Below are 26,935 nucleotides of genomic sequence, written 5' to 3' on the forward strand. Positions count from 1 at the left end.
CGAATTGTAAATTTGGAATTGTAAAATAGTTACACCCATAAAAAATAAAGACAGACACTAAGTCTACAAACGCTTATGAAACTAGTTATATCACCTGCAAAATCTTTAGATTACGAACGAAAAGTACCAACTAACAAGGCTACTGAATCACGATTTCTTAAAGAATCGGAGCGTCTGAACACTATTTTAAAGAAAAAATCTGCAAAGGATTTGTCTGAACTAATGAAAATCTCTGACAACCTTGGTAATTTAAACTATGAGCGTAACCAGAATTGGAAACTTCCGTTTAACAAAGAGTCTGCAAGACAAGCCATTTATGCTTTTAATGGCGATGTTTATCGTGGATTAGACGCTTACACAATTCCTTCAGAAAAAATTGAAAAACTCCAAGATACCGTTCGAATACTTTCTGGTCTCTATGGTATTTTAAAGCCTTTAGATTTAATTTTACCTTACCGTTTAGAAATGGGCACCAAAATGCCAGTAGGTAGTAATAAAAACCTTTATGAGTTTTGGAAAGAAACCATCACCGAATCCTTAAACAAGGAATTAGAAAATGATGAGATTTTTTTAAACCTAGCCAGTAATGAATACTTTAAATCAATAGATAAAAAGACATTACAAGTTCCGATTATAGACATTGACTTTAAAGAATTCAAAGACGATAAGTATAAAACTATTGGTATTTATGCTAAAGCCGCTAGAGGATTAATGGCACGCTACATAATAGATACTGACGCCAAAACCCTTGATGATGTAAAAGCTTTTAACCTAGAAGGCTATGGTTTAAGTGATGAATTTTCAAGCGAAAACAAACTTGTATTTACTCGCTAAAAACTAAGCTTTAGCTTTTTTATCTATACTAATTTTTTCTTCGGGGCGCACTTTCTTTTTTATACGTGGGCGTCTAACCCCGTAGGACCCTCTATTAATTTTACCACGTTTTGTTTTTTTATCTCCTTTTCCCATACTTTTTAATATTTAAAACTTAAGTCATAACTTACAAAAATAAAAGATGATATAAAACTTAAATGACTTTCTTTCATAAACACCCATACAAACCTTTTATCCAGAAAAACACCACCAAATTAATAGTTGGCACTTTACCGCCTCCGAGGTTTTCCACAGGAGACTTACTAGAAAAGGATGTTGATTTTTGTTACGGAAGTTATTACAACAGTTTATGGTTATATATTGATAAAATCCACCAACTAAATTTATCCTATAACAACTCTAAAAAAGCCATACTAGAACGTATAGATTTTTTAACAACACACCAAATAGGCATCTGTGATATTGTAGAAAGTGCTGAACGTCAAAAAATAGATGCCTCCGATTTAGGCATGAGCAACATTATACTTCGCGATATAGTTGGATACCTAGAAGAATATCCTAAAATTCACACTTTAATTTTCACCGGTGGTAATAGTAAAAATGGTCCTGAATATTTTTTTAGAAAACATTTAAAAACGAGACATTTAAAACTTGAATGCATTTCTAATGAGATTCCCAGAATACACCAATTTAAAATACCGTCAAACACGAATAACACACGCGTTATTAAAACCGTTTCGTTAACATCAAGCTCAGGAGCTGCTAATATCTCAATTAGTAGAATGCCATTATATAAACAGTTAAAAGCTAAAAACCCGAATTTTAATACGTTTGACTTTCGTGTAATGCAATACCGTGAATTCTTATAATCAAATTCGTTTACCTACTGATTACAAAGCAATTATTAGTTTTTTATCTTTTTTTTAATCTTAGAAAGCATAAAAATACTATTTTAACAGAACCAAAAATTAATTATGAAACACTACATCTTAATTATAGCTTCCTGTTTATTAGTATTAACTTGTTCTGAAGATCAAGACGACGTTACCAACACTGTAAATCAATGCTTAAAACCAACAGAAGTTTCAAGCAACAATATAACTCACCATAGCGTAGAAATAAATTGGATAGATTCAAATAACGCTGCTAATTACACTGCAGAATTTGGACAGACAGGATTTACCGTAGGTTCAGGAACTGAGGTTACTAGCACCGAACCAACCGTTACACTAAATAACTTACAAGCAGGTACAACCTATGATGTATTTATAAAAACGACCTGCAGTACAGACAACACAAGTATGTTTTCAGACATTATATCATTCACAACTGCAGCCCCGCTAGTAATTCCAGATTTTCTAACAAACTTATCCGATTTAAACTTATTTTCGGGTAACCTAAATGATTTAACCCCTAGCCAACACGCTTTTGAATACGACATAAATACACCATTATTTACAGATTACGCTCACAAACAACGACTAGTAGCTTTACCTCCGGGAACAAGCATGTCCTTTGTAGATAATGACTTTCCTAACTTCCCCGATGGGACACTTATTTCAAAAACATTTTTCTATTATAATGATGAAAGTAACCACGCATTAGGCAAAACAATTTTAGAAACGCGTATTTTAATTAAAATCAATGGTAATTGGGAATTAGGAAACTATAAATGGAACAGCAACCAAACAGATGCTGTTTTAGACAACTCATCGCATACTGTTCCCGTTTCTTTTGTAAACAATCAAGGCGTTACTAATACTATAAATTATAAAATTCCAGGAATGACAGATTGCTTAATTTGTCATACAAACAATACAACAATTACTCCTATTGGTCCAAAATTACGTAGCATGAACTTTAATAACCAGCTACAAGATTTTATAAACGCAGGCTACCTTAGTAATATAACTGACCCTTCGAATATTTCTGCTCTACCAAATTGGGAGGACACAACCTATTCATTAGAACAACGCGCAAGAGCTTACTTTGATATGAATTGTGCTCACTGCCATTCGGAAGGTGGTTTTTGTGAACTACAGTCTGATTTACGCCTAACATATGAAATACCTTTTAGCGATACTAAAATATTTGAAAAACAAGTAGATATAGATAGTAGAATGAGAAGTTATAACGAAGGATTCAGTATGCCATTAACAGGAACTAGCATCATACACGACGAAGGCTATTCTTTAATAAGAGCCTACATTAATTCACTTTAAAAAAACACATAAAGAAAACCCCAGCAATGTTAGGATTACTGGGGTTTCAAAACTAAACTAACTAACTCAATTATTAATATGAAAACTTTATATTTTTATTTATTAGGATTAAAACCTTGTGGCAAATAATCATCTACATTAAAGTTGAAGTAAACTGGTTCTTCAATCTCAATTAATTCAATTTTACTCCAATCTAAATCACCTTTCCCTTTTAATGGGTTAAAATCTTCTGGCAAATATGCCTTAGTATCAAATCCTAAATCTGTCGGCTCTTCTACTTCAAAAACATGCACATCACGAACTTTTAACATATCATGCCCATGCTTAGGCTTATGAATTTCACTGATTGAATTAAATACATTATTATTTGATTCTAAATTGTTAGCCACGGCCATATTCATTGTAAACAACAGTCCGCTTAAGGCTAATATTTTTTTCATAATTTATTGTGATTATTAAATTCAGTTCTATGACTTACAAAAAGTAAAAAGGTTTTATTTATTCAGATATATTTAACATTAACCACCTGACTTTAAGAACTTTTAACACAAATCCTTATAACATACATATAATTAGATATACCTATACCTTCACTTATACATATACGTAAAACACTTATATAATAAATGAGTTATTTCAGGAAGCACTTATTAAACATCAGGCTCTGTTCACTGGTGATATATTACTACAAACTATTCAAAACATATTTTAAAAACGGAAACAGACAAACTTGTTAATCTCATGTTAAACTAAAATTCACAATTAAACCTTTTTAAAGAATAGCAATCTTAATAGAACAATAATTAAAATATAAAATCATGAAAAAATTAATCTTAATTGCTTTAGCCTTAGTTACTATTCAAATGTCTGCACAGGACAAAAAAAGAATGCATGATAAAGGTGATCGTTCAGAACAAATGAGCAAGCACACGCCAGAAGAAATAGCTGAATTACAAACAAAAAAATTAACTTTAAGCTTAGACCTAACAGAAGAGCAACAAGCTCAAGTATTAGCATTAAACACCAAAAATGCTAAAGAGAGACAAGCAAAAATGGATGCGCGTAAAGAAAAACAAGAAAACGAAGAAGCAAAAAAGCCAACTGATGAAGAGCGTCTTGCTATGAAAAACGAAATGTTAGACAAGCAAATAGCTACAAAACAGGAAATGAAAAAAATCCTAAATGACGAACAATACAAGAAGTGGGAAGAAATTGAGAAAGAACAGATGGAAAAAGGTCGTAGAGGAAATAAAAAAGGAGACCGAAGAAAATAATATTTGATTAATAGATTGGTTAGTTTTGGTTAAAAAGCAGTGATTTACAATAAATTACTGCTTTTTTTATTATTTAGACTTTTTTGTTACTATTTTTATACCCAATTTAAAAAACACTATCATGAAAAAATTATTAGTAATTGCTTTAGCATTAGTTGGTATGCAACTTTCTGCTCAAAATTTAAGTTCTTTAGGATCTGCTGCTGTTTCAAGTCAATCAAGTTCAATGATTAATCAATTAGCTGGCGACCAGGTAATGAAACTTACAAAAAAATTAAACCTAAGTGACTCGCAACAAAAAATGGCAACAGATTTAGTTGTTACTCAATTAAAATCTGACAAGTTTCAGAAATTTATTGGCGATTCTGCAAGTAAATTAATGGGATCTGGTTCTAGTGGAAGTTCTTCAGATGCAATATCTAAAGCTTTATTAAACGAACCTGAATTTCAAAAAGGAATGACTGAAGTTCTAGATGAAAAACAAGAACAAGAATTTAACAAATTAATTCCTAGAAGTTAATTTTAATTCTTAGTGATAAAAAAAGCGATCTAAAATTTAGATCGCTTTTTTTATTTCTATAAAGTTTTAGCTACTTTATTTATTGCTAAAATTGTAGCATCTAAATCATCATAACTCAGCGCGTCTGTTATAAACCAAGTTTCAAATGCACTTGGAGCAATATAAATACCTTCTTCAAGAAGACCATGGAAAAAAGATTTAAAACGATCATTGTTTCCATTGGCAGCCGATTCAAAATCACATACTTCTGTTTCTGAAAAATGAACAGATATCATTGAACCAACTCTATTGATACTGTGTGTAATTTGATTTTCATCTAAAACCTTTGCAATACCTTTATGTAAATAAGCTGTTTTATCTTCTAAGCGCTTGTAAATATCCGAGTCATTATTTATGGCTTTCAACATAGCTAATCCTGCTGCCATAGCTAAAGGATTTCCACTAAGCGTTCCCGCCTGATACACAGGTCCGAGCGGCGCTAAATAATTCATTATTTCTTCTTTTGCTGCAAATGCACCTACAGGCAACCCGCCTCCGATAACTTTACCAAAACAAACAATATCTGCTTGTATATTATATAACTCTTGTACACCTCCTTTTGCTAAACGGAATCCCGTCATAACTTCGTCAAAAATTAAAAGAATATCATGCTGAGAGCACAAATTTCTTAACCCTTGTAAAAAATCAGCTTTTGGAGGAATACACCCCATATTTCCTGCTACAGGCTCTAGAATAATACATGCTATTTCTCCTAAATTAGCTTCAATTAGTTCTTTTACATTAGCTAAATCGTTATATCTCGCCAACAAAGTATCTTTAGCCGTACCTTTAGTAACACCTGGACTATTAGGAGAGCCAAATGTAACAGCACCACTACCAGCTTGAATTAAAAAGCTATCACTATGTCCATGGTAACATCCAGCAAATTTTATAATCTTATCTTTCCCCGTGTAACCACGAGCCAACCGAACGGCACTCATACATGCCTCGGTACCAGAATTAACAAAACGAATTTTATCTATATTAGGCACCATTGAAACAGCCAATTCTGCAATTTCTGTTTCAATTTCTGTAGGCGTACCAAAGGATGTTCCTAATTTTGTTTTTTCTATAACAGCTTCAACAACTGGAGGAAATGCATGCCCTAAAATCATAGGACCCCATGAGTTTATATAATCTATATATTTATTATTATCCTCATCAATTAAATAGGGACCTTGTGCTTTTTTTATAAATATAGGTGTTCCTCCAACGGCTCCAAAAGCTCTTACTGGCGAATTAACACCTCCCGGTATTACTTTTTCTGCTTGTGCAAAAAGTGCACTGCTTCTCTTATACTGCATATTCTTTTGCTTTTCTTAATTTGACTTCACAATTAACAAATCACCTATACTTAAAGCGTTTGATGTTAAGTTATTGAGATTCTTTATAGCTTCAACGGTTGTGTTGTAACGCTTCGATAACGAATACAACGTATCGCCTTTCACCACTCTATGTGATACTCCTGTTGTAGTAGCAACTGAAGTCGACTTACTTGAAATTTCACCTGTTCCTTCACCATCATATTGATATAAATTATAACGCTCTATAAGGCTAATTAATTTATCTGGATACTTTTTATCGGTAGCATAACCCGCTGCCTTTAAACCTTTTGCCCAACCTTTATAATCATAAATATCTAATTCAAATAATTTATAATAACGCTTACGTTCTTTTAAAAAAAGTGAATGATCACGATACGAATACTTCGGGTTATTGTATTTTCTAAAACACTCTTGGTCTTCATCATCATCGTGATATATACGTGCTCCAGTCCATTCATGACATTTAATTCCGAAATGATTATTTGCTTCAACAGCTAATCGACCTCTACCTGAGCTGGATTCTAAAATACCTTGCGCAAGAGTGATACTAGCAGGAATATGATACAAACGCATTTCCTCTTGAGCTATGTTACTATATGTTGCTATATATGCCTCTATAGGATTACTACTTACAGTTGTACTTGGTTTTGGCTGTGTTGTTTTGGCTTGATTCTTTTCAGGCACTTCCTTTTCAGGAGCTTTCACTACCCGTTCTGTTGTAGTCGTTTTTTGTGATGATTTTTTAGCTACTCGTTTTTTAGAACCACAACTAACTACGATTAATGCCATACAGGCTAATACAATTATCCGCTTCATTACTATTGAATTTTTATCATGCTTTTTTTCACCAAAAGCTTATTAATACCGGCTATTCCCTGAAGGCCGCCTGTATGAATCATTAATATTTTTGACTGTTCTGGAAAATACCCTTTTTTTATTAAATCGAAAACACCAAAAGCCATTTTTCCTGTATAAATTGGATCCAAAGGAATACCATACTGCCTTTTGAAATCATTAATAAAACTAATCAATTCAGGTTTTATTTTAGCATAGCCCCCAAAGTGATAATCCGTAATCAAATCCCAGTTGTCATTTTGTGCAAATTTACTAATATCTTTCCGTAAAAAATCACCTTTTAGCGCTGGAAATCCTAGAATTTTCTGATGTTTTTTTGCCGAATTTATTAATCCCGATATAGTACCTCCCGTACCAACAGCACAGGTTATAAAATCGAATTCAGCATCTACTTCGGTTAAAATTTCTTCACACCCCTTTACTGCTAAATCATTTGTCCCGCCTTCTGGAATTAAATAAAAATCGCCAAACTTAGTTTTTAGACTCGCCTTGAAACTTTCATCGGTTTTATTCCTATAGTCCTCTCGCGATATAAAATGAAACTGCATTCCTTGGGAACGTGCATAAACTAACGTACTATTACTCGATATTTTATTAACTAATTCTTCTCCTCTAATAACACCAATAGTCTTAAAACCATAACGATTCCCCGCTGCAGCCACCGCAGCAATATGATTAGAATAAGCCCCACCAAAAGTTAAAATTGTTTCTAAGTTTTGTTTTTTGGCAGTTTCTATATTGAATTTTAATTTTCGATACTTATTACCAGAAATATAAGAATCAATTAAATATTCTGGCTTAACCGCCATAGTCTCTTCTATATATTGGTTTTCTATATTCCTAATACTGAACATCTTAAAAAATTAACAATAATTTATAAAAAAATATTATTTTATAAGTATTTTTTATTAGATTTGATAAACACCTGAGTTTTATTTAATTAATTAACATTTATTTTAAATAAACCTCAAGACCTCATCAAATCTACTTATAACACCCTTTTTGCTATGGTAAAAGTACACATTGTATATAACATTTAGCAAAATAGTCATATGACGATAAAATTCCCGACACTAGTAATGCTAATTACCTTTTCCTTTAATGGTATAGCACAAAGCAACACATGCGCCGAAAATATAACAATTGCCAGTAAAACTTACCAACCTTCAGGCTCTAATCTTCCAGAACAAATCATTTCATGGGAGCTAACAGATACCTCAACATCTGACGTAATTAATATTGAATTTGAATTTCAACCTTTAAATAGTTGTTGGAATAAACTTGATGGTAGCATTCGATCCGAAAGCATTATCCGTAAAACAGGCACTTTAGCCAAAAAGCCTAACGGTAAAGTTATAATGACTTATAAAGACTTAAATGCGAAATGCTATAAATGGCGAACCAAAATTAGCAACAACACTACAAACTGCGAAAGTTTAAGCAAATGGCAATTCTACAGCTTTCTTTAGCCAATTACTATACTTCCAAAAATCTATCATTATGAAAAAAACTACACTATTATACATCAGCATACTCTTCTACGGTTTCAGTTTTTCTCAAGGCGGATCTGTTTCAACAGCGGAACAGTTCTGTTCCGGAGGTTCCGAATTGGTATTCCCAAACACTACAGGCTCTCCTAGTTCATCATCTATTGGTTGCTTATTCTCTACCCCTAACGCAGCCTATTATTATTTGACAATTAATCAACCAGGCGATTTAATCTTTACCATATCACAAGAGGATAATTTTGGAAACCCTATAGATGTCGATTTTATAGCTTGGGGGCCTTTCAACTCCCTAGCTGAAGCAGACGCAAGTATCACCCTAGCTTATTGCGCTACCTGTCCAAATAACACTACAAACCCTAACTTCTACCCATATGCACCTGACATGATTACGGATTGCAGTTTTGATATAGCTCCAACTGAAACATTAACTATTAATGGTGCTATTACCGGGGAAATATATATCGTTTTAATAACTAATTACGATGGTGCAGAAGGCAGCATTTCTATTCAACAAACAAATGGATTAGGCACCACAAGCTGTGGAGACCTTCCTATATGTGGTAACGTATTTATAGATAGCGGAGGAGATACAGGAAGTTATTCAAACAACGAATCTGAAACAACTACTATATACCCAGCTACCGCAGGAGGAACTACAACTGTTTCATTTACAGAATTCGACTTAGCTTCAGGAGACATTTTAACAGTATACAACGGACCTGATCCAACTTACCCATCATTAGGTTCTTTTTCTGGAAGCACACTACCTGGTAATTTCACTTCTACAGATGCTACAGGTACACTAACTTTTGTTTTCACAAGTAATAGCAGCAATGTTGGCACGGGTTGGTCTGCAAATATCAGTTGCTCCACACCACCACCTCCACCGTCTTGTGGAGGAGAATTTTATGATACAGGAGGCACTTCAGGAACCTATTTAAATAATGAATCGCACACAACAACTATTTACCCAACAGCTACTGGAGGCACTGTTACAGTTGATTTTACCATGCTAGATTTACAACCAGGAGACACCCTATCAGTTTATGATGGAACAGACAATACAGCGCCAAGTTTAGGTAACGTAACGACTACTCCATCTTCATTCAGCTCAACAAACTCTTTAGGAGCTTTAACTTTTGTATTCACTAGTAATAGCAACGGTCTTGGTAACGGATGGGAAGCAAATGTTACCTGTATAACACCTCCAACCTGTAGCTCTCATTTCTTTGATAGCGGCGGAGATAGTAACAATTATACTTCTAACGAGCAAACAACTACAACTTTTACCCCTGACGTTGCAGGAACAGCGCTTACTGCTACTTTTACAAGTTTTAATCTTGAAAATGGATACGATTATCTTTACATATATAATGGACCTGATGACTCCTATCCGCTCCTTGGTACTTTTTCAGGAACAAATTCTCCTGGAGTAGTAACTTCTAGCGATCCTTCCGGTGCCTTAACTTTTGTTTTCGAAAGCGATGGCTCTATTACCTACGAAGGCTGGGAAGCTAATTTTTCTTGTGCCCCTTACACCCCACCTGTTGTTTGCGGTTCGACATTCTACGATAGCGGAGGTGCAAGTGGTAATTACACTAATAACGAAAATCAAACAACTACTTTCTATCCAGATTCTGCTAACTCACCAATAACGGTTACATTTACAAGTTTCAATTTAGAAAGCGGCTATGATTTCTTAAATGTATATGATGGTCCTGATGCTACTTATCCTTTATTAGGCATGTTTACAGGCTCAAATATCCCAGGCCCCTTCACCTCAACAGACGCCTCAGGAGCACTAACTTTTACTTTTGATAGTGACTCATTAATTACCTATGATGGTTGGTCTGCTAACATAAGTTGTATTGACCCTTGTAATCTTACAATAGCAGCAACTAAATTCCCTACTGGAGCAAACGCCTGTAATCTTGATTATACTGCTTTAACCACAAATGCTACGAATACCTATGTCCCAAACATCATCTTTTCTGAATCTTTTGATACTGCAGGAATTCCTACTGGATGGTCAATTAACAACGGCTCTAATACCGGTGGCTCATGGAGTATTAATAACTCATCAGACGCTGGAGGCACACCTTATGAAGCATCACTAAGTGGAGGTTCTATCATATATGCAACCGGCGGCAGAATCCTTAACTCTCCTAATATCAACATATCTGGTCTAACTAATCTTCAATTAAATTTTAAACAATATTTATACCATTTTAGTAGCTACTATATTTACAATATAGCAGTAGAAACAAAAGTAGACACAGATCCGTGGACAAGCCAATATTCCGTAACACCCGTTACAAATGACATAAATTCAGAAACTCGAAACATTGACCTATCATCATTATCAGGTACGACACTCCGTATTCGTTTTCGCTTATACGGAAGACCTTTTGGAGTAATTAATTGGAATATTGATGACATTGAAATAACCACTAACGGAAACATAATACCACCACAAATAACATGGAGTCCAACCACAGGATTATACACGGACAGCTCATTAAGCACAGCATATACCGGCGGATTTTCTGAAACAGTTTATGCTGCTCCTAACAGCACAGAAACTTACACCGCAACGGATCAAAATGGTTGTACAGATAGTATATCCATTACTAATTCCAAAAAAGTTTGGAATGGCTCTCAAAGCACAGATTGGTATGACGCTGCCAATTGGAGCCCTACAGGTATACCAACCAACCAAAACTGTGTAATTATACCTAACGTTACTACCACTTACAATCGGTCACCAATTGTTCTTGGCATCACACCCCCTATCCCTCCATCACCAGGTTTAGGCAAAAGCTTACTAGTACAATCAGATGGATATTTAGAATTACTTCAATATGCTAATCTGATTATCACAGACGACATCGAGGTCGAACCTGATGGTCAGGTTATTTTAAGGAGTGGCTCAAATCTTATACAGATTACAGACACAGGCACCACAAACTCTGGAGACATCCAGGTCCAACGTACAGTATCAAACGTCGCGTCACACGATTATATTTACTGGTCATCTCCAGTTGATGGTTTTGGTGTAACTAATGTATCCCCTGGGTCAAATTTAATATATAGCTGGTTGCCAACTACATCGGCAATTTACGGTAATTGGCAGGCTACTACGGAAATTATGCAAACTGGAAAAGGGTATATTATTCGAGGTATTTCCGGAACAGCTCCCGAAAGCACATCAGTAACTAATACGGTAGAATTTAAAGGCAAGCCTAAAAATGGCTTATTGCAAACACCTATAACTCGTGGTAATTATACAGGACCGGACTACGCCGGAGCAGGTAATACAAACGCCACAGAACTTGATGACAATTGGAACCTAATTGGAAACCCTTACCCTTCTTCAATTTCTGCAGATGCATTTATTTTAGAAAATGCTAGTGCGCTTAGCGAATCTACAGATTCAAATACACCAAGTATTTCGGGAACTGTATATTTATGGCGTCATGAAACAGCTCCTAGCTCAACAACAGATCCGTTTTATGCCGACTATGTCTACAACTACAATGCTAATGATTACATTGGTTATAATAGTACAGGATCAAATCCTCCAGGATTTAATGGAAACATAGCATCCGGCCAAGCCTTTTTTGTACTAATGGAACACAGTGCCACATCACCTTCAAACGTTGTATTTAAAAATGAAATGCGATATGATTCTGGCATCCTACCCTATGACAATAATGAGTTTTTTAGATCTAATCAGGTAACCAATCGTCAATCACTAGAAAGGCATCGCATTTGGCTAGATTTAATTGCCACAAATAACACAGCCAATTCTATTCTAATAGGATATATTGAAAACGCAACAAACAATTTAGATAGGCTTTATGATGGGTATGAATTAAGTGAAACTAACAATCGTTTTTATTCAACGACTCATTCAACAGAACTCGCTATTCAAGGAAGAGCACTACCTTTTCATAACAGCGATTTAGTTCCTTTGGGTATAGAAATTGCTAATAGCGGAGAATATAAAATAGCTTTGAATTCAATTGACGGCTTGTTTGAAACAACTAATCAAACTATTTTTATAGAAGACACTTATACCAACCAAATACATAATATTCGCATATCGCCATATAGCTTCACTACAGAAACTGGTAAATATGATGACCGCTTTATATTACGTTATACCGACAATGCTTTATCAATAGAAAATTTTAATACCATACAAGACTTAAGCATTACCGCTCCAAACAGTGACTACATTAAAGTATCGTCTAAAAATAATAGTATTGTATCTGTGGTTATTTATGATATTTTAGGACGAAAGTTACTTTCTAAAAACAACCTAAATACTCCTGAATTAAAGATTAGCAATAATAGTTTTTCTGATGGAACCTATGTTATTAAAGCAACCACAAACAACAATCAAGTTTACACGGAAAGAATCATACTTAAACGCTAATTATATAACTTAATAAAATTCCAAAACGGCCTTGATTTTAAATAACCAAGGTCGTTTTCGTATTGATAAGCTTCTTTTTCAAATGAAATACTTCTGTAAGCTACCTGCTTAGATCTTGTTTTAAAATATAAAAAAGCAAACTCAAGACCATACAACACAAAAAAAGGAACTATCAGTAATTCTATTTGTTGTTTTAAATGAATACGCTCATGATTCGTCAAAGTAACATCCGACTTACAATCGGAACTTTTAAGAAAGATAAACGGCCAAATAGTAACCCCGATAAACCCTTTTGGTATAAAATATTTTGAAACAATAATCATCACTATCAACATTCAAAAATCAGTCCAAATTACATTATATTTGTAATATGAAGAAGCTTATCCCCATAGAAGAAGGTGATTTTTACTGGACACCAGAAGGTTACCGTTGTTTCACAGAGCAATACCATTTAAAACGTGGTTATTGTTGTGAAAGCGGCTGCCGACATTGCCCATACGGCTTCAACAAAAAAAAATAATTTCAGAACATTGATTTTTTTATGACATTTCAAGACCATATACTACAAGGTATTCCAAACGAATTACCTCCAGCAAAAGCTTATAATCCTGATATTAATCACGCTCCTAAGCGTAAAGCCATATTAACAGAAGAAGAGAAGAAATTAGCATTAAAAAATGCCCTTCGCTATTTTGACTCAAAACACCATGCTACATTACTGCCGGAATTTAAAGAAGAATTAGAAACATACGGCCGTATATACATGTACCGGTTCCGACCAGATTACAAAATGCATGCAAGACCAATAGAAGATTACCCTGCTAAAACAAAACAAGCAGCAGCTATTATGCTAATGATTCAGAACAACTTGGATTATGCTGTAGCACAACACCCTCATGAACTTATTACTTATGGTGGTAATGGAGGTGTGTTTTCAAATTGGGCACAGTATCTTTTAACCATGAAGTATTTAGCTGAAATGACGGAAGACCAAACTTTAGCTATGTATTCGGGACATCCTATGGGCTTATTTCCATCGCATAAAAATGCCCCACGCGTAGTAGTTACAAACGGTATGATGATTCCGAATTACTCAAAGCCTGACGATTGGGAAAAGTTTAATGCCCTTGGCGTTACACAATATGGTCAAATGACAGCTGGAAGCTTTATGTATATCGGGCCACAAGGTATTGTTCACGGAACTACCATAACCGTTTTAAATGGGTTTAGAAAAATTAACAAAACACCAAAAGGACATCTTTTTGTAACTTCAGGTTTGGGCGGTATGAGTGGTGCGCAACCAAAAGCAGGAAATATTGCCGGTTGTATTACTGTTTGTGCTGAAGTAAATCCGAAAATCACACAAGTCCGATTAGATCAAGGCTGGATAGATGAAAAAATAACAGATTTAGACACATTGGTGACTCGCATAACGGAAGCTAAAAAAAATAACGAAACCGTTTCGATAGCATATTTAGGTAATGTGGTTGATGTTTGGGAAAAGTTTGATGAAGCCAATATTCAAATCGATTTAGGTAGCGATCAAACTTCTTTACACAATCCGTGGGCCGGTGGTTATTACCCAGCTGATATTTCTTTTGAAGCAGCTAATACTATGATGGCTAATAACCCTGAAACTTTTAAGGAAAAAGTACAAGAAACACTACGTCGTCATGCAAAAGCTATAAATAAGCACACAGCAAAAGGCACCTATTTCTTTGATTATGGAAATGCCTTTCTATTAGAAGCTTCTAGGGCCGGCGGCGATGTTATGGCTGAAAACCCAACTTTAGGACGCGAATTTAAATACCCAAGTTATGTACAAGATATTATGGGGCCTATGTGCTTTGATTATGGTTTTGGACCATTCCGCTGGGTATGTGCCTCAGGAAAACCTGAAGATTTAGCAAAAACAGATGCCATTGCATGTCAGGTATTGGAAACCTTAAAAAAAGAATCACCTGAAGAAATCCAACAACAAATGACGGATAACATCCAGTGGATTAAAGGTGCTCAAGAAAACAAGCTCGTAGTAGGATCTCAAGCAAGAATACTTTATGCTGATGCTGCAGGTAGAATAAAAATTGCCGAAGCTTTTAATAAAGCTATTGAAAATAATGAAATTGGACCTGTTATATTAGGTAGAGATCACCACGATGTATCTGGAACAGATTCTCCGTACAGAGAAACAAGCAATATCTACGACGGATCACGTTATACAGCTGATATGGCCATTCAGAACGTTATTGGCGATAGCTTTAGAGGCGCTACATGGGTCAGCATTCATAACGGTGGTGGCGTTGGCTGGGGTGAAGTTATAAACGGAGGCTTTGGTATGGTTCTTGATGGTAGTATAGAAGCAGAAAAGCGCTTAAAATCAATGCTTTTTTGGGATGTCAATAACGGTATCTCAAGGAGAAGTTGGGCTCGAAATGACGAAGCCATCTTTGCCATTAAACGCGCTATGGAAGCAGAACCTAACTTAAAAGTTACCCTTCCTAATTTTGTTGATCAAAATTTATTAGACAACGTTTAACCTAAAAAAATAAGTCATGAAAAAAATAGCTTTAACACCTATATTAGCTTTCATTCTTTTAATCACTTTAGTCTCTTGTAGTTCCGTACAAGTAGCTGCTGATTATGATAAGCAAGTAAACTTTAACTCGTTTAAAACTTTTGCTTTTTACAAACCAGGAATAGATAAAGCAGAAATCAATGACTTAGATAAACGCCGCATTTTAAGAGCTATTGAAGCAGAGCTTATAGCTAAAGGCTTTACAAAATCAGAATCCCCTGATTTATTAGTAAGCATTATTGCTTCGTCACGTGAAAAAATTGATGTTTACAACAATTTTTATGGCGGCTATGGTTGGGGCTGGGGTTGGAATCCATATTATTATGGAAACTACAATAATGTTTCAACCTCAACAGAAGGTGTTTTATATATTGACCTAATTGACGCCAACAAAAAAGAACTTGTTTGGCAAGGTCAAGGTATTGGCTACTTAAATAATAGTACAGTAGATAAGAAAGAGGAAAGAATAAATGAGTTTGTCAATAAAATCATGGAAGTTTACCCTCCACAAATAAAATAATAAGCAATAAAAAAAGGGATCAAAAATTTGATCCCTTTTTTTATATATTAACTTTAAAACTTATTTCTTATTTGAAACGTTTAAAGAACTTTCATAAGTTTCATATTGAGTTGGCGTTAAAATATTTTTTAAAGACTTCTCAACTCGTTCATTGATAGTTAAAATACCATCTTGACGAAAACTATCTGTTAATTCACGTTTATTTAATTCTCCTAAATTTTGTTCAGCATCAACTAACACTTTATATACATCAGACTGTTGCTCACCTGTTAAAGTAACAAGTTCATGAATTTGATAAGTTTTTTGTTTTGCTCTAGCTTCTGCACTTTGTTGTCTATCGGCTGATTGTGCAGATGAAAATTGCATACCAACAAAAAACAGTGCGATAAAGCTAAAAAGTGAAATGTATTTTTTCATAATAAGTTAAAATTAGTTTAATGTGATTAATAAGGGTTCAATATACAAAATTTATCAATATATAATATGAAAGGTGTCTAAAATGTAATCTCTATTTAGAGCAAAGAATATATAAGTTTCTAAAAAGAATTAAATAAAAAGGTTTGAAAACCAATTTATTAAGCTACCTTTGCCGCTTAATTAAATAAATTATATTATGAGTACTGGTACAGTAAAATTTTTTAATGACTCTAAAGGTTTTGGATTCATCACAGAAGAAGGAAACAATAAAGAGCATTTCGTGCACATTTCTGGCTTAATCGACGAAGTAAGAGAAGGCGACCAAGTTGAATTCGATTTAACAGAAGGTAAAAAAGGTTTAAACGCGATTAACGTAAAAGTTATCTAATTATATACTTTTAAAATCTTAAAAAGCCTATCATTCATTTGATAGGCTTTTTTTTTGTAACTATTATATTTGTTTTTGAAACTATGAATCGTCGTCTTCTTTGACTTTTATCTTAGTATCGCCATCGTCACCTTCTTTAATTTTCACCTTTTTATCTTCGGTTTCCATTTTAATTTTAGTGTCGTTAGCACGATCTTTCACATCAATGTCTGCATCTTTTTCTTGCATTTCCTCAATCAACTCTTCAGACTGTGTTTTATTTTCTTCTCTACATGATGTCCAAGTAGTGGCTATAAATAATGCCATTAAGGACATATAAATTACTTTTTTCATAATGTTTAATTTTAGTGTTACTCAAAACTACAATTGATCCACACTAAAATTTAACCCAAATCAATAATTTAGTAACTCATTTATTTTTGCTTTCACCTTTTCCGTAGAAGGTATCATTGTAACTTCTAATGTTGAATTTAAAGGGATTGCCGGCATATTTTCACTACCAATTGTCATTACTGGAGCATCTAAAAATTTAAAACAAGCCTCTTGAATCTTACCAGACAAAGCTCTTGCAAAACTATTATCACTCGGCTCTTCTGTTACCACTAAACATTTCCCTGTTTTCTTAACTGAAGCTATAACAGTATCTGTGTCTAGAGGATATAAAGTACGTAAATCAATTACCTCAATTTGGTTTTTCATACCTAATTCTTCAGAGGCATTCATTGCCCAATGCACCCCCATTCCATAGGTCACAATCGTTAATGTTTCCACATCATCTTGTTTCCATATTTCTTGTAACAACCAAGCTTTTCCAAACGGCAGAACATAATCCTCACTAGGCTCTACAGATGTAGCACCTTGTGTGCCAGGAACTTTAGACCAATAAAGACCTTTATGCTCTAAAATTACCACAGGATTAGGGTCATAATAAGCCGCTTTCATTAATCCTTTTAAGTCAGCTCCATTACTAGGATAGGCTATTTTTACGCCACGAATATTTGTTATTATACTTTCAACTGAAGAGGAATGGTACGGTCCTCCACTACCATAAGCACCAATTGGCACTCGTAAAACCATACTTACGGGCCATTTACCATTACTTAAATAACAACTTCTACTTACTTCTGTAAATAACTGATTTAATCCCGGCCATATATAATCGGCAAATTGTACCTCAACAATAGGTTTTAACCCTACAGCACTCATTCCTACTGTAGAACCTACAATAAATGCCTCTTGAATAGGTGTATTAAACACACGATCATCTCCAAATTTTTGAGCTAAGGTAGCTGCCTCTCTAAAAACACCTCCTAATCTACCTCCTACATCCTGACCATATAAAAGACATTCCTTATGCTTAGTCATTAGTTCTTCAACTGCAAAAAGTGCACAATCCACCATCACTACTTTTTCAGCACCTTTTGGCGAACGCTCGCCTAACTCTTCAGTTATTGGTGTAGGCACAAAATCATTGGTAAATAAATCTTCAGGTTTTGGGTCTTCGGCTTGAAGTGCTTTTTCAAAATCTTCTTGTACTTGACTCTTAACATCATGTTCTATTGCAGCTATGTCTTCAGTAGAAAAACCTGCATCAAGAAGTTGTTGTTTTAAAACAGGATATGGGTCACGTGATTTCGCCTCCTCTAAATCATCACGATACCATTCCATTCGAACTCCTGATGTATGGTGATTTAATAGAGGAACCTTAGCGTGAACTAAAAATGGACGCTGCTCCGTTCTTATAGTTTCTATAACCTTCTCTAAAGCCTCATAACTCTCTGTAAAATTTGCTCCATCTATTGAAATAGCTTCTAAGCCATTAAAACCTTTAGCATATTCATAAGCATTTTGCGCTCTTGTTTCTGCTGCATTAGCTGAAATATCCCAACCATTATCTTGAACTAAATATAAAATAGGCATCTGCTTTAAAGCCGCCATCTGAAATGCTTCGGCTATTTCTCCTTCGGTAACTGAGGCATCTCCTAATGAACAAACAGTAATGGGATTTTTATGAGCATTTTCACTTTTATTATCAACTACATTTGAATTTAACAAGCCTTGTTGTTCTATGTATTTCATCCCCATAGCTACACCAGTTGCTGGAATTGCCTGCATACCAGTAGCAGACGATTGGTGTGGAATTTTTGGTTTATCGGCATCCTTTAAACTAGGATGAGAATAATAGGTACGACCTCCAGAGAATGGATCTGCTTTTTTAGCTAGCAGTTGTAACATTAAATCATAAGGCTTTAACCCAAATGATAACAACATAGCATCATCTCGGTAATATGGAAATGCATAATCTTGTGGTAACAATTGCATCCCTACAGCTGTTTGTATCGCTTCATGACCTCTAGAGGTAGCGTGTACATATTTTGATACTTGCTTAAAATTAGCTTCATAGAGTTCTGCCATAGCTTTAGCTGTGCATAAATTGATGAACCCTTTTTTTAATATATCTTTCTTCATATCAAATGCCTGAATAAACAGGTAACTATTTTAATGTTTTTAAAATGTGCTACTTTTGGCTAAACAGTTTAAAATGACTTCAGAACTGTTTAAACAAACTTGTTAATTTATATTGTTCTATTTATATCAAATTGCTCGAAATAATCAGCAACACGACGCACAAAACTACCTCCTAAAAATCCATCAACTACACGATGGTCGAACGACAGTGATAGATACATCATACTACGAATTGCAATTTCATCTCCTGTATCTGTTTCGATAACCTCAGCACGTTTTTTAATAATACCTAATGCAAGGATAGCAACTTCAGGCTGATTGATTATAGGAGTCCCCATGACACTACCAAATGTACCTACATTAGATATGGTAAACGTACTTCCTTTAATATCATCGCCTCCCAGTTTATTTTCACGAGCTTTTTTAGATAAGGCATTAACATTTTCAGCTAAAGACTTTAAATTTTTCGTATCAGCATTTTTTACAACTGGTACAATTAAATTCCCACTTGGTAATGCAGTAGCCATACCGATATTAACCGCCTCCTTAACAATTATATTATTCCCATCAACAGATGCATTTATATTAGGAAAATCTTTTACAGCTTTAGCTACGGCTTCAACAAAAAGGGGTGTAAACGTTAAACGTTCTCCATACTTTTCTTGAAAAGCTTTTTTATTTTCATTTCGCCAATTAACCATATTAGTCATATCGGCTTCCACATAAGCAGTTACGTGTGGTGCTGTATGCTTTGAAAACACCATATGATCAGCTATCATTTGGCGCATACGGTCCATTTCAACAATTTTCCCTTTTCCTTTATCGAAACTTAACTGTGGTATTCTGTAAGCTGTTGGATCTTGAGTTACAGCCTGTGAAAACTGATACGGTCTGCCTTCTGATATATAATTAAAAACATCGCTTTTACGTAATCTGCCTTCATGTCCTGTAGCAGGAATTCGTGCTAGCTCTTCAAAACTAATATGATGCTCTTTAGCTATTTTAATAACTAATGGTGAGAAAAAAGTATTTGAATTTGTATTTGAAAACGCAGCAGGAGCCGAAACTGACGATACTGGTTTAGGCGCCTTAATTGTTTTTTTCTTTTGAGGTGTTGCGTTTGTATTTGATAGCTTAGACTTATCTTCAGATTTAACAGTAATGCCTTCTGAAATTTCTAATACAGCAATAACATCACCAACAGGAACCACATCTTTTGCTTGAAAATGAGTTTCTAATAAGATACCTGAAGCCGGTGCAGGCACTTCGTTATCTACTTTATCGGTAGCCACTTCTAGAAGAATATCGCCTTCTTCAAATGCATCACCTACATTTATCAACCAGTTGATAATGGTACCTTCTGTTATACTTTCGCCCATTTTGGGCATTTTTAAATCAAATTTGGACATTAGGTGTTCTAATTTTAATTTTTTTCAATCTGCGTTAGCGATTGAACGGTTTGTTTAAGCTCTCACAACTCATGTTGTGAAGCGAGTAGTGAAAGCGCGCCCCTTGTGGGAACGCCCAATTATTTTTTCATAAAATCTCGAAGCGTTTTATAAACATCCTCTTGAATTTTCATAGTATCAGGAACAACTCTTAAAGGCTCGACAGCCTGTAAACTTTCATGGCAATCGGCCGGCAATTGCTGATATAACTGCGTTCCTTTAGTCTTCCAAGCAATCATTTCATCTGATACTGTTTTAACAACTTTAGCAGGGTTTCCAACCATTAAACTTCTATTTGGAATTTTTGTTTCTGCTTTTACAAATGCCATAGCACCAACAATACACTCATCACCAATTTCAGCATCATCCATAATTACAGAATTCATACCAATAAGGCAGTTCCTTCCTAAATTAGCGCCATGAATTATAGCACCATGACCTACATGAGCACTTGCTTTGAGCGTTATAGATTTGCCAGGAAACATATGCACGGTGCAGTTTTCTTGAACATTTACGCCATCTTCTAAAATTATCTGCCCCCAATCGCCACGAATAGCAGCACCGGGACCGATGTAACAGTTTTTTCCAATAATAACATTTCCTGTTACTGCAGCTAGTGGATGCACGAAACTAGACTCATGAACTACCGGGGTATAACCTTTAAAAGCATATATCATATTATTTAAAACCTTTTAATTTTTCTTTGGTAAAGGCACTTAAAACTAATCTACCACTTGTGGCAGCACGTTCCGCTAGAAGTGCATCCCAATTATCCGTTCCTTCCCAAAAAACTTTCTTCATTTCTACCATGGCTTCTGGGTTATAGGTACACAAGTGATTAGCTGTAGCTTTTACGGCTTCATCTAAGGCCTCTGTGGTTTCATATACTTGAGTAAACAATCCTTTTTGCTTAGCCCATTCTGCAGAATAAAATGTATTAGCATCTATAGCTATCTGAGACATAGCACTAACACCCATTTTGCGCTCAATAGCAGGACCAACTACAAAAGGACCTATCCCTATATTTAACTCACTTAACTTTATAGCAGCAAATTTAGAAGCCATACAATAATCGGTTGCTGCGGCTAAACCTACACCACCTCCAACAGTTTTACCCTGTATGCGTCCAATAATAAACTTAGGGCATTTACGCATGGCATTAATGACATTAGCGAACCCCGAAAAGAATACTTTTCCAGTAGCAGCATCATTGATATTTATAAGTTCTTCAAAACTAGCACCAGCACAAAACGTTCTGTCGCCCCCACTTTTTAAAACCAAAACTTTAATTGCATCATTTTCTCCTGCTTCTGTTATGGTTCGAGCTAATTTATTTAAAACTTCTCCAGGTAAAGAGTTGTGGGCAGGATGAAAAAATTCTATATATCCTACTTCGTTTTCGATTTCTATATTAACGTAAGCTTGTTCTTTCATAATTATAGTATTCCAAATTGTTTAAAATGATGATTTAAATGTTTTCTTTCTAACAAATATGATTCATATTTATTTAATTCTCCGAAGACTAAGTTTTTCAACTTTGCCTCAGGATTTTCTTTAAAGAATTCTATATATTTTTCTCTTTGTTCTTTAAATTTTGTAATTGCTGTGGCTAAATCAGGATGCTTTAATGCGTCTAATTTGCCTTTTTCTAATTGTGGGAATTGACTGTTTTTTGGAAACTCCTTATAATCCCACAAACTATTATGTACTTTTTCTAAGATTTTTTCCGGTGTTGCAATCTCAAAATCTTGAATGTCACCTGAAGCAATTTTATAGGTATATTCTAAATGTTCTACCATGTGTTGAGGCGTCATTATTCCCCAATTAGGTTTTGTATCCTTTGTTAATTTCGATAAACATTCAAAGATTTTATCCGTAGTCATTTCAACAAAAGTTTCTTGTTTTTTCTGAACCATGGTTAAAATGGTTGCTACTGCTACTAACGGACTATCTTTTTCTGTTTTCTCACTTTCTGGTCTGTTTTCAAAATTGGCATCAAAAACTTCTACATGCCATTTTACAATTCCACTTGGATGTTCAGCAGAAGAAACGTCTCTATCAACTTTTTCCTTACACGTTAAACGAACATAAATGGTATCATTATGATAAAGTGGTCTTAAAAATCGGATACTATCCAAGCCGTAATTTGCAGAAACTGGACCTTTGTTAGGATACACAAATAATCCTGCTGCTGCCGAAATTATAAAGTAACCATGCGCCGTTCTTTTTTCAAAAATACTTCCATCTAAAGAAGTGATATCTGTATGCGCATAAAAATGATCCCAAGTTAGGTTTGCAAAATTTATGATATCGGTATCTGTAAAAGTACGTTTATGAGTTTTTAGAGACATTCCTGGTTGGATATCTTCCCAATGGTATTGAAACGGATGCTGTTCTGCCTCCTTGTATTTGGCGTTTTGCTGATAAATACCTGTAACCTCAGTTAATGTTGTAGGTGAACCTTGAATCGCTGTACGCTGTAAATAATGTTTTATACCACGCATACCTCCCATTTCTTCGCCTCCACCAGCACGTCCTGGACCTCCATGAACCAAGTTTGGTAATGGCGAACCATGACCAGTACTTTCTTTAGCCATTTCTCGATTTATTACTAAAATACGTCCATGATGACTGGCAGCATTTACCACATAATCTTTGGCTATTTGATTATCATGAGTAGCAATTGATGACACTAAAGACCCTTTACCCATTTGAGCTAAGGTAATAGCTTCATCTAAATTTTTATAAGGCATAATGGTACTCACTGGTCCAAATGCTTCGCGTTCGTGAATGACTTTATTGGTCATTGGATTATCTGCTCTTAATAAAATAGGACTAATAAAAGCGCCTTTTTTAGCATCTGCTCCCATGGTTTTAATAACATCTAAATCTCCATAGACAATTTGTGCTTCTTTAGATAAATCATTAACCGAATCTCTAACAGCTTGCACTTGTTGATGACTTATTAAAGACCCCATCCTAACTTCTTTTAGTCTTGGGTCTCCAATTGTTACTTTATCTAAAGCTTTTCCTAATTGAATTTGAACATCTTCCACTAAGTTTTCTGGAACGATGATTCTACGGATAGCAGTACATTTTTGACCTGCTTTAACCGTCATTTCTTTTCGGACTTCTTTTATGAATAAATCGAATTCTGGTGTTCCAGGCACTGCATCTTCTCCTAAAACAGAAGCATTTAATGAATCTGCTTCCATAGTAAACGGCACGGATTCATGAATTAATCTTGGATGTGCTTTTAATAAACGTCCTGTTTGTGCAGAACCTGTAAATGTTACCACATCTTGAGATTCTACCGTATCTAATATAGTTTTTACTGTTCCGTTTATGATTTGTAATGCGCCTTCTGGCAAAATACCTGAAGCTATTATTTCTCTAGCTACAGCTTCTGCTAAGTATGATGATGAAGGTGCTGGTAAAACAACTGCTGGAACACCTGCCATCCAATTGACTGCACATTTTTCTAACATTCCCCAAACCGGAAAATTGAACGCATTGATATGTACTGCAACTCCTTTTTTAGGCACCATAATATGATGTGCCATAAAACGTCCACCACGAGACAAATCTATTGGATCTCCTTCTACATGATAAGATTGGTTTGGAAATAACTTACGTAAAGACGCATTAGCAAATAAATTTCCGAATCCTCCTTCAATATCAATCCAACTATCTACTTTAGTTGCTCCTGTCCTATAACTTAAATCGTAAAATTCATTTTTTCTTTTAGTTAGGTATAAAGCTAATTTCTTAAGCATATTACCACGTTCTTGAAAAGTCATTTTTCTTAGAACTTCTCCCCCTTTGGTTCTACCGTAGTTTAAAATTTCAGGAACATCTAAACCTTCAACCGCAACACTAGTAAAGGCTTCACCTGTTACCGCATCTAGGACAGGTGCCCCTTCTTCTGTTCCTGTTATCCATTGTCCTTGAACGTAATGCTCTATTTTTTTCATAATTATACTCTTTCAATTATTGCGGCATAGCCTTGTCCTACTCCAATACACATGGTTACTAATGCGTACTTTTTATCTTGTTCATGTAACTCTAATGCTGCTGAATATGCTATTCTTGCTCCTGTTACTCCTAAAGGATGACCAATAGCAATGGAGCCTCCATTTGGATTGATTCTTGGATCGTTATCTGCAATTTCCCAAGCACGAGTACACGCTAATGCTTGTGCTGCAAAGGCTTCATTTAACTCAATAATGTCGATGTCGTCCATAGTTAAACCAGCTTTTGCTAAAGCTTTATTTGATGCCTCAACTGGGCCAATTCCCATAATTCTTGGTTCTACACCTACAACGGCCGAACTTACTATACGAGCTAAAGGTTTTAAATTATATTTTTTAACAGCATCTTCTGATGCGATGATTGTTGCTGCTGCTCCGTCATTTAATCCTGACGAATTCCCTGCAGTTACGCTTCCGCCTTCCTTTTTAAAGGCTGCTCTTAATTTTCCTAAAACCTCAAGAGAGGTTGTTGGTTTTACAAATTCATCTTTTGAAAATTGAATAGGATCTTTTTTACGTTGTGGAATTTCAACAGTTACTATCTCTTTTGCTAATCTTCCATTTTCTTGTGCTTTGGAAGCTTTCATCTGGCTCCAATAGGCAAACTGATCTTGGTCTTCTCTAGAAATATTATATTTTTCCACTAAGTTTTCAGCTGTGTTTCCCATTCCATCTGTGCCATACATTTTTTGCATTTTAGGATTGATAAAACGCCACCCAAAAGTAGAATCATACATTTTAGAATCGCCTCCAAATGCTGATGATGGTTTTGCCATAACGTAAGGTCCACGTGTCATATTCTCAACGCCTCCAGAGATAAATACATCTCCATCGCCTGCTTTAATAGCACGATTTGCATGAATAATTGCTGATAATCCTGAACTACATAAACGATTTACAGTTTCGCCTGGAACGGTAAACGGTAGTCCTGCTAAAAGTGATGACATTCTTGCTACGTTACGATTGTCTTCTCCTGCTTGATTGGCACAGCCCATGATAACATCGTCATAAGCTTCTTTTGGGATGCTTGGATTTCTTTTAACTATTTCTGAAATTACCAATGCACCTAAATCATCTGTTCTTACTGCTGATAAAGTTCCTTTGTAATTTCCTATAGGTGTTCGTATTCCGTCTATTATATATGCTTCTTTCATGTTTTAATCGTTTCTTTTTAATTTACAATTTCAGAGAAGGTATCTCCTTGTCTAATATCGCCGGTTTTAAATCCTTTCATAAACCAGAACATACGTTGCTCGGAGGTTCCGTGTGTAAAAGAGTCTGGTGTTACACTACCACTCATTCGTTTTTGAATCGCATCATCACCTACAGCATTTGCTGCACTTAAAGCTTCCTCAACGTCACCTTCGTCTAAATATTTTTGGTTGTGATTTGCCCACACTCCTGCATAAAAATCAGCTTGAAGTTCTAAAGCCACAGAAAGTTTATTCGCTTGTACTTTATCTGTTTGTTGTTGTAATTGTCTTACTTTATTAGAAGTTCCTAATAGGGTTTGAATATGGTGTCCAATTTCATGAGCTGTAACATAAGCAATAGCAAAGTCACCACCTTTAGCTCCAAATCGAGATTTTAATTCTTCGAAAAAGACTAGGTCCATATATAATTTATAATCGGCAGGACAATAAAAAGGACCAGATGCTGATGTAGCATTTCCGCAGCCACTAGTTACTGTATCTGAAAACAAAACCATTGTTGGTTCTTGATAGCTACCTAAATTATTATTTCTAAAAATCTGGTTCCAAACATCTTCAGTATCAGCTAAAACTGTTGCAACAAAATCACCTACTTCTCGTTCCTCTGCTGTCAATGCTCTTTGTTCAACTTGCTGAGTTGAACTTCCTTGATTAATTTGCTCAATTATTGGCGCTATCTGCTGACCGGTTTCACCTCCAAAAAGTTGTAATAAAATAACAACTACAGCAACAATTCCACCTCCAGCTACTAGCTTTCCTTTAGAGCTCTGACCTCTACGATCATCTACATTATCGCTCTGTCTTCTACCTTTCCATTTCATTTTATTTCTTTTAATTTATTTCTTTATTCGCTAGCTC

26 protein-coding genes are annotated in these 26,935 nt (G+C 35.0%); 11 read left to right on the forward strand and 15 right to left on the reverse strand.

The window, feature by feature from the left end; all coding sequences use genetic code 11:
- The first annotated feature begins 75 nt into the window (after positions 1-75).
- The gene (gene yaaA / locus ACW5R3_RS11445; protein ID WP_456577150.1) at positions 76-834 is read left to right on the forward strand and encodes a peroxide stress protein YaaA; all 759 of its coding nucleotides are present in this window, start codon (positions 76-78) and stop codon (positions 832-834) included.
- 3 nt (positions 835-837) lie between these two features.
- On the opposite strand, the gene ACW5R3_RS11450 is transcribed toward yaaA, so the two are convergent.
- Positions 838-969: a 30S ribosomal protein THX gene (locus ACW5R3_RS11450; protein WP_456577151.1), complete on the reverse strand. Its 132-nt coding sequence runs from the start codon at positions 967-969 to the stop codon at positions 838-840.
- A gap of 62 nt (positions 970-1,031) precedes the next feature.
- Here ACW5R3_RS11450 and ACW5R3_RS11455 point away from each other — a divergent pair, with 62 nt between their 5' ends.
- Positions 1,032-1,703, forward strand: coding sequence for a uracil-DNA glycosylase family protein (locus tag ACW5R3_RS11455; protein WP_456577152.1), 672 nt, complete (start codon positions 1,032-1,034; stop codon positions 1,701-1,703).
- A gap of 105 nt (positions 1,704-1,808) precedes the next feature.
- Complete coding sequence (locus tag ACW5R3_RS11460) at positions 1,809-3,056, forward strand: fibronectin type III domain-containing protein (RefSeq protein ID WP_456577153.1); 1,248 nt, start codon at positions 1,809-1,811, stop codon at positions 3,054-3,056.
- A gap of 95 nt (positions 3,057-3,151) precedes the next feature.
- Here the strand turns inward: ACW5R3_RS11460 and ACW5R3_RS11465 are convergent, their stop codons facing one another.
- A complete protein-coding gene (locus ACW5R3_RS11465; protein WP_456577154.1) occupies positions 3,152-3,496 on the reverse strand; it encodes a hypothetical protein in 345 nt (114 codons plus the stop codon).
- A 378-nt stretch (positions 3,497-3,874) separates the two neighbouring features.
- On the opposite strand from ACW5R3_RS11465, the gene ACW5R3_RS11470 reads away from it, so the two are divergent.
- Together ACW5R3_RS11470 and ACW5R3_RS11475 are read left to right on the forward strand one after the other, a co-directional pair.
- Positions 3,875-4,330, forward strand: coding sequence for a hypothetical protein (locus tag ACW5R3_RS11470; protein ID WP_456577155.1), 456 nt, complete (start codon positions 3,875-3,877; stop codon positions 4,328-4,330).
- 121 nt (positions 4,331-4,451) lie between these two features.
- Positions 4,452-4,850, forward strand: a complete 399-nt coding sequence (locus ACW5R3_RS11475; RefSeq protein ID WP_456577156.1) for a hypothetical protein — start codon at positions 4,452-4,454, stop codon at positions 4,848-4,850.
- A gap of 56 nt (positions 4,851-4,906) precedes the next feature.
- On the opposite strand, the gene hemL is transcribed toward ACW5R3_RS11475, so the two are convergent.
- The 3 genes from hemL to ACW5R3_RS11490 are packed head-to-tail and all read right to left on the reverse strand — an operon-like array spanning position 4,907 to position 7,923.
- The gene (gene hemL / locus ACW5R3_RS11480; RefSeq protein ID WP_456577157.1) at positions 4,907-6,193 is read right to left on the reverse strand and encodes a glutamate-1-semialdehyde 2,1-aminomutase; all 1,287 of its coding nucleotides are present in this window, start codon (positions 6,191-6,193) and stop codon (positions 4,907-4,909) included.
- Between the two features lie 15 nt (positions 6,194-6,208).
- A complete protein-coding gene (locus ACW5R3_RS11485; protein WP_456577158.1) occupies positions 6,209-7,030 on the reverse strand; it encodes a glucosaminidase domain-containing protein in 822 nt (273 codons plus the stop codon).
- A 2-nt stretch (positions 7,031-7,032) separates the two neighbouring features.
- Positions 7,033-7,923, reverse strand: coding sequence for a 1-aminocyclopropane-1-carboxylate deaminase/D-cysteine desulfhydrase (locus ACW5R3_RS11490; protein ID WP_456577159.1), 891 nt, complete (start codon positions 7,921-7,923; stop codon positions 7,033-7,035).
- Between the two features lie 225 nt (positions 7,924-8,148).
- Between ACW5R3_RS11490 and ACW5R3_RS11495 the strand changes: the two genes are divergently transcribed.
- Positions 8,149-8,538 (forward strand): hypothetical protein, encoded by a 390-nt coding sequence (locus tag ACW5R3_RS11495; RefSeq protein ID WP_456577160.1) that lies wholly within the window; start codon positions 8,149-8,151, stop codon positions 8,536-8,538.
- Positions 8,539-8,569: 31 nt separating this feature from the next.
- Positions 8,570-13,018, forward strand: a complete 4,449-nt coding sequence (locus ACW5R3_RS11500; RefSeq protein WP_456577161.1) for a CUB domain-containing protein — start codon at positions 8,570-8,572, stop codon at positions 13,016-13,018.
- On the opposite strand, the gene ACW5R3_RS11505 is transcribed toward ACW5R3_RS11500, so the two are convergent.
- Positions 13,015-13,341 (reverse strand): hypothetical protein, encoded by a 327-nt coding sequence (locus ACW5R3_RS11505; RefSeq protein ID WP_456577162.1) that lies wholly within the window; start codon positions 13,339-13,341, stop codon positions 13,015-13,017. The two genes, ACW5R3_RS11500 and ACW5R3_RS11505, sit on opposite strands and share 4 nt — an antisense overlap.
- A 47-nt stretch (positions 13,342-13,388) precedes the next feature.
- Here ACW5R3_RS11505 and ACW5R3_RS11510 point away from each other — a divergent pair, with 47 nt between their 5' ends.
- The 3 genes from ACW5R3_RS11510 to ACW5R3_RS11520 are packed head-to-tail and all read left to right on the forward strand — an operon-like array spanning position 13,389 to position 16,113.
- A complete protein-coding gene (locus tag ACW5R3_RS11510; protein WP_456577163.1) occupies positions 13,389-13,538 on the forward strand; it encodes a DUF5522 domain-containing protein in 150 nt (49 codons plus the stop codon).
- 21 nt (positions 13,539-13,559) lie between these two features.
- Positions 13,560-15,554: a urocanate hydratase gene (locus ACW5R3_RS11515; protein WP_456577164.1), complete on the forward strand. Its 1,995-nt coding sequence runs from the start codon at positions 13,560-13,562 to the stop codon at positions 15,552-15,554.
- Between the two features lie 16 nt (positions 15,555-15,570).
- Positions 15,571-16,113, forward strand: coding sequence for a DUF4136 domain-containing protein (locus ACW5R3_RS11520; protein WP_456577165.1), 543 nt, complete (start codon positions 15,571-15,573; stop codon positions 16,111-16,113).
- A 60-nt stretch (positions 16,114-16,173) separates the two neighbouring features.
- On the opposite strand, the gene ACW5R3_RS11525 is transcribed toward ACW5R3_RS11520, so the two are convergent.
- Positions 16,174-16,530, reverse strand: coding sequence for a hypothetical protein (locus ACW5R3_RS11525; RefSeq protein WP_456577166.1), 357 nt, complete (start codon positions 16,528-16,530; stop codon positions 16,174-16,176).
- A gap of 196 nt (positions 16,531-16,726) precedes the next feature.
- Here ACW5R3_RS11525 and ACW5R3_RS11530 point away from each other — a divergent pair, with 196 nt between their 5' ends.
- Complete coding sequence (locus tag ACW5R3_RS11530; protein WP_007646460.1) at positions 16,727-16,918, forward strand: cold-shock protein; 192 nt, start codon at positions 16,727-16,729, stop codon at positions 16,916-16,918.
- Between the two features lie 81 nt (positions 16,919-16,999).
- Here the strand turns inward: ACW5R3_RS11530 and ACW5R3_RS11535 are convergent, their stop codons facing one another.
- The 8 genes from ACW5R3_RS11535 to ypfJ form a co-directional block, all read right to left on the reverse strand.
- The gene (locus tag ACW5R3_RS11535) at positions 17,000-17,224 is read right to left on the reverse strand and encodes a hypothetical protein (protein ID WP_456577167.1); all 225 of its coding nucleotides are present in this window, start codon (positions 17,222-17,224) and stop codon (positions 17,000-17,002) included.
- 87 nt (positions 17,225-17,311) lie between these two features.
- Entirely contained in the window at positions 17,312-19,387 is a 2,076-nt protein-coding gene (locus ACW5R3_RS11540; protein ID WP_456577168.1) for an alpha-ketoacid dehydrogenase subunit alpha/beta, read from the reverse strand.
- Positions 19,388-19,494: 107 nt separating this feature from the next.
- On the reverse strand, positions 19,495-20,766 hold the full coding sequence (locus ACW5R3_RS11545) for a dihydrolipoamide acetyltransferase family protein (RefSeq protein ID WP_456577169.1): 1,272 nt from the start codon (positions 20,764-20,766) through the stop codon (positions 19,495-19,497).
- Between the two features lie 149 nt (positions 20,767-20,915).
- Complete coding sequence (locus ACW5R3_RS11550; protein ID WP_456577170.1) at positions 20,916-21,512, reverse strand: acyltransferase; 597 nt, start codon at positions 21,510-21,512, stop codon at positions 20,916-20,918.
- Position 21,513: 1 nt separating this feature from the next.
- Positions 21,514-22,269, reverse strand: a complete 756-nt coding sequence (locus tag ACW5R3_RS11555) for an enoyl-CoA hydratase/isomerase family protein (protein WP_456577171.1) — start codon at positions 22,267-22,269, stop codon at positions 21,514-21,516.
- A gap of 2 nt (positions 22,270-22,271) precedes the next feature.
- Complete coding sequence (paaZ, locus tag ACW5R3_RS11560) at positions 22,272-24,809, reverse strand: phenylacetic acid degradation bifunctional protein PaaZ (RefSeq protein ID WP_456577172.1); 2,538 nt, start codon at positions 24,807-24,809, stop codon at positions 22,272-22,274.
- Positions 24,810-24,811: 2 nt separating this feature from the next.
- Positions 24,812-26,020 carry a 3-oxoadipyl-CoA thiolase gene (gene pcaF / locus ACW5R3_RS11565; RefSeq protein ID WP_456577173.1) on the reverse strand — a complete coding sequence of 403 codons (1,209 nt, stop codon included), beginning with the start codon at positions 26,018-26,020 and terminating at the stop codon, positions 24,812-24,814.
- A gap of 17 nt (positions 26,021-26,037) precedes the next feature.
- Positions 26,038-26,898 (reverse strand): KPN_02809 family neutral zinc metallopeptidase, encoded by an 861-nt coding sequence (gene ypfJ, locus ACW5R3_RS11570; RefSeq protein ID WP_456577174.1) that lies wholly within the window; start codon positions 26,896-26,898, stop codon positions 26,038-26,040.
- Positions 26,899-26,935: the final 37 nt, after the last annotated feature.

This window comes from Algorimicrobium bowmanii, from assembly GCF_054031195.1.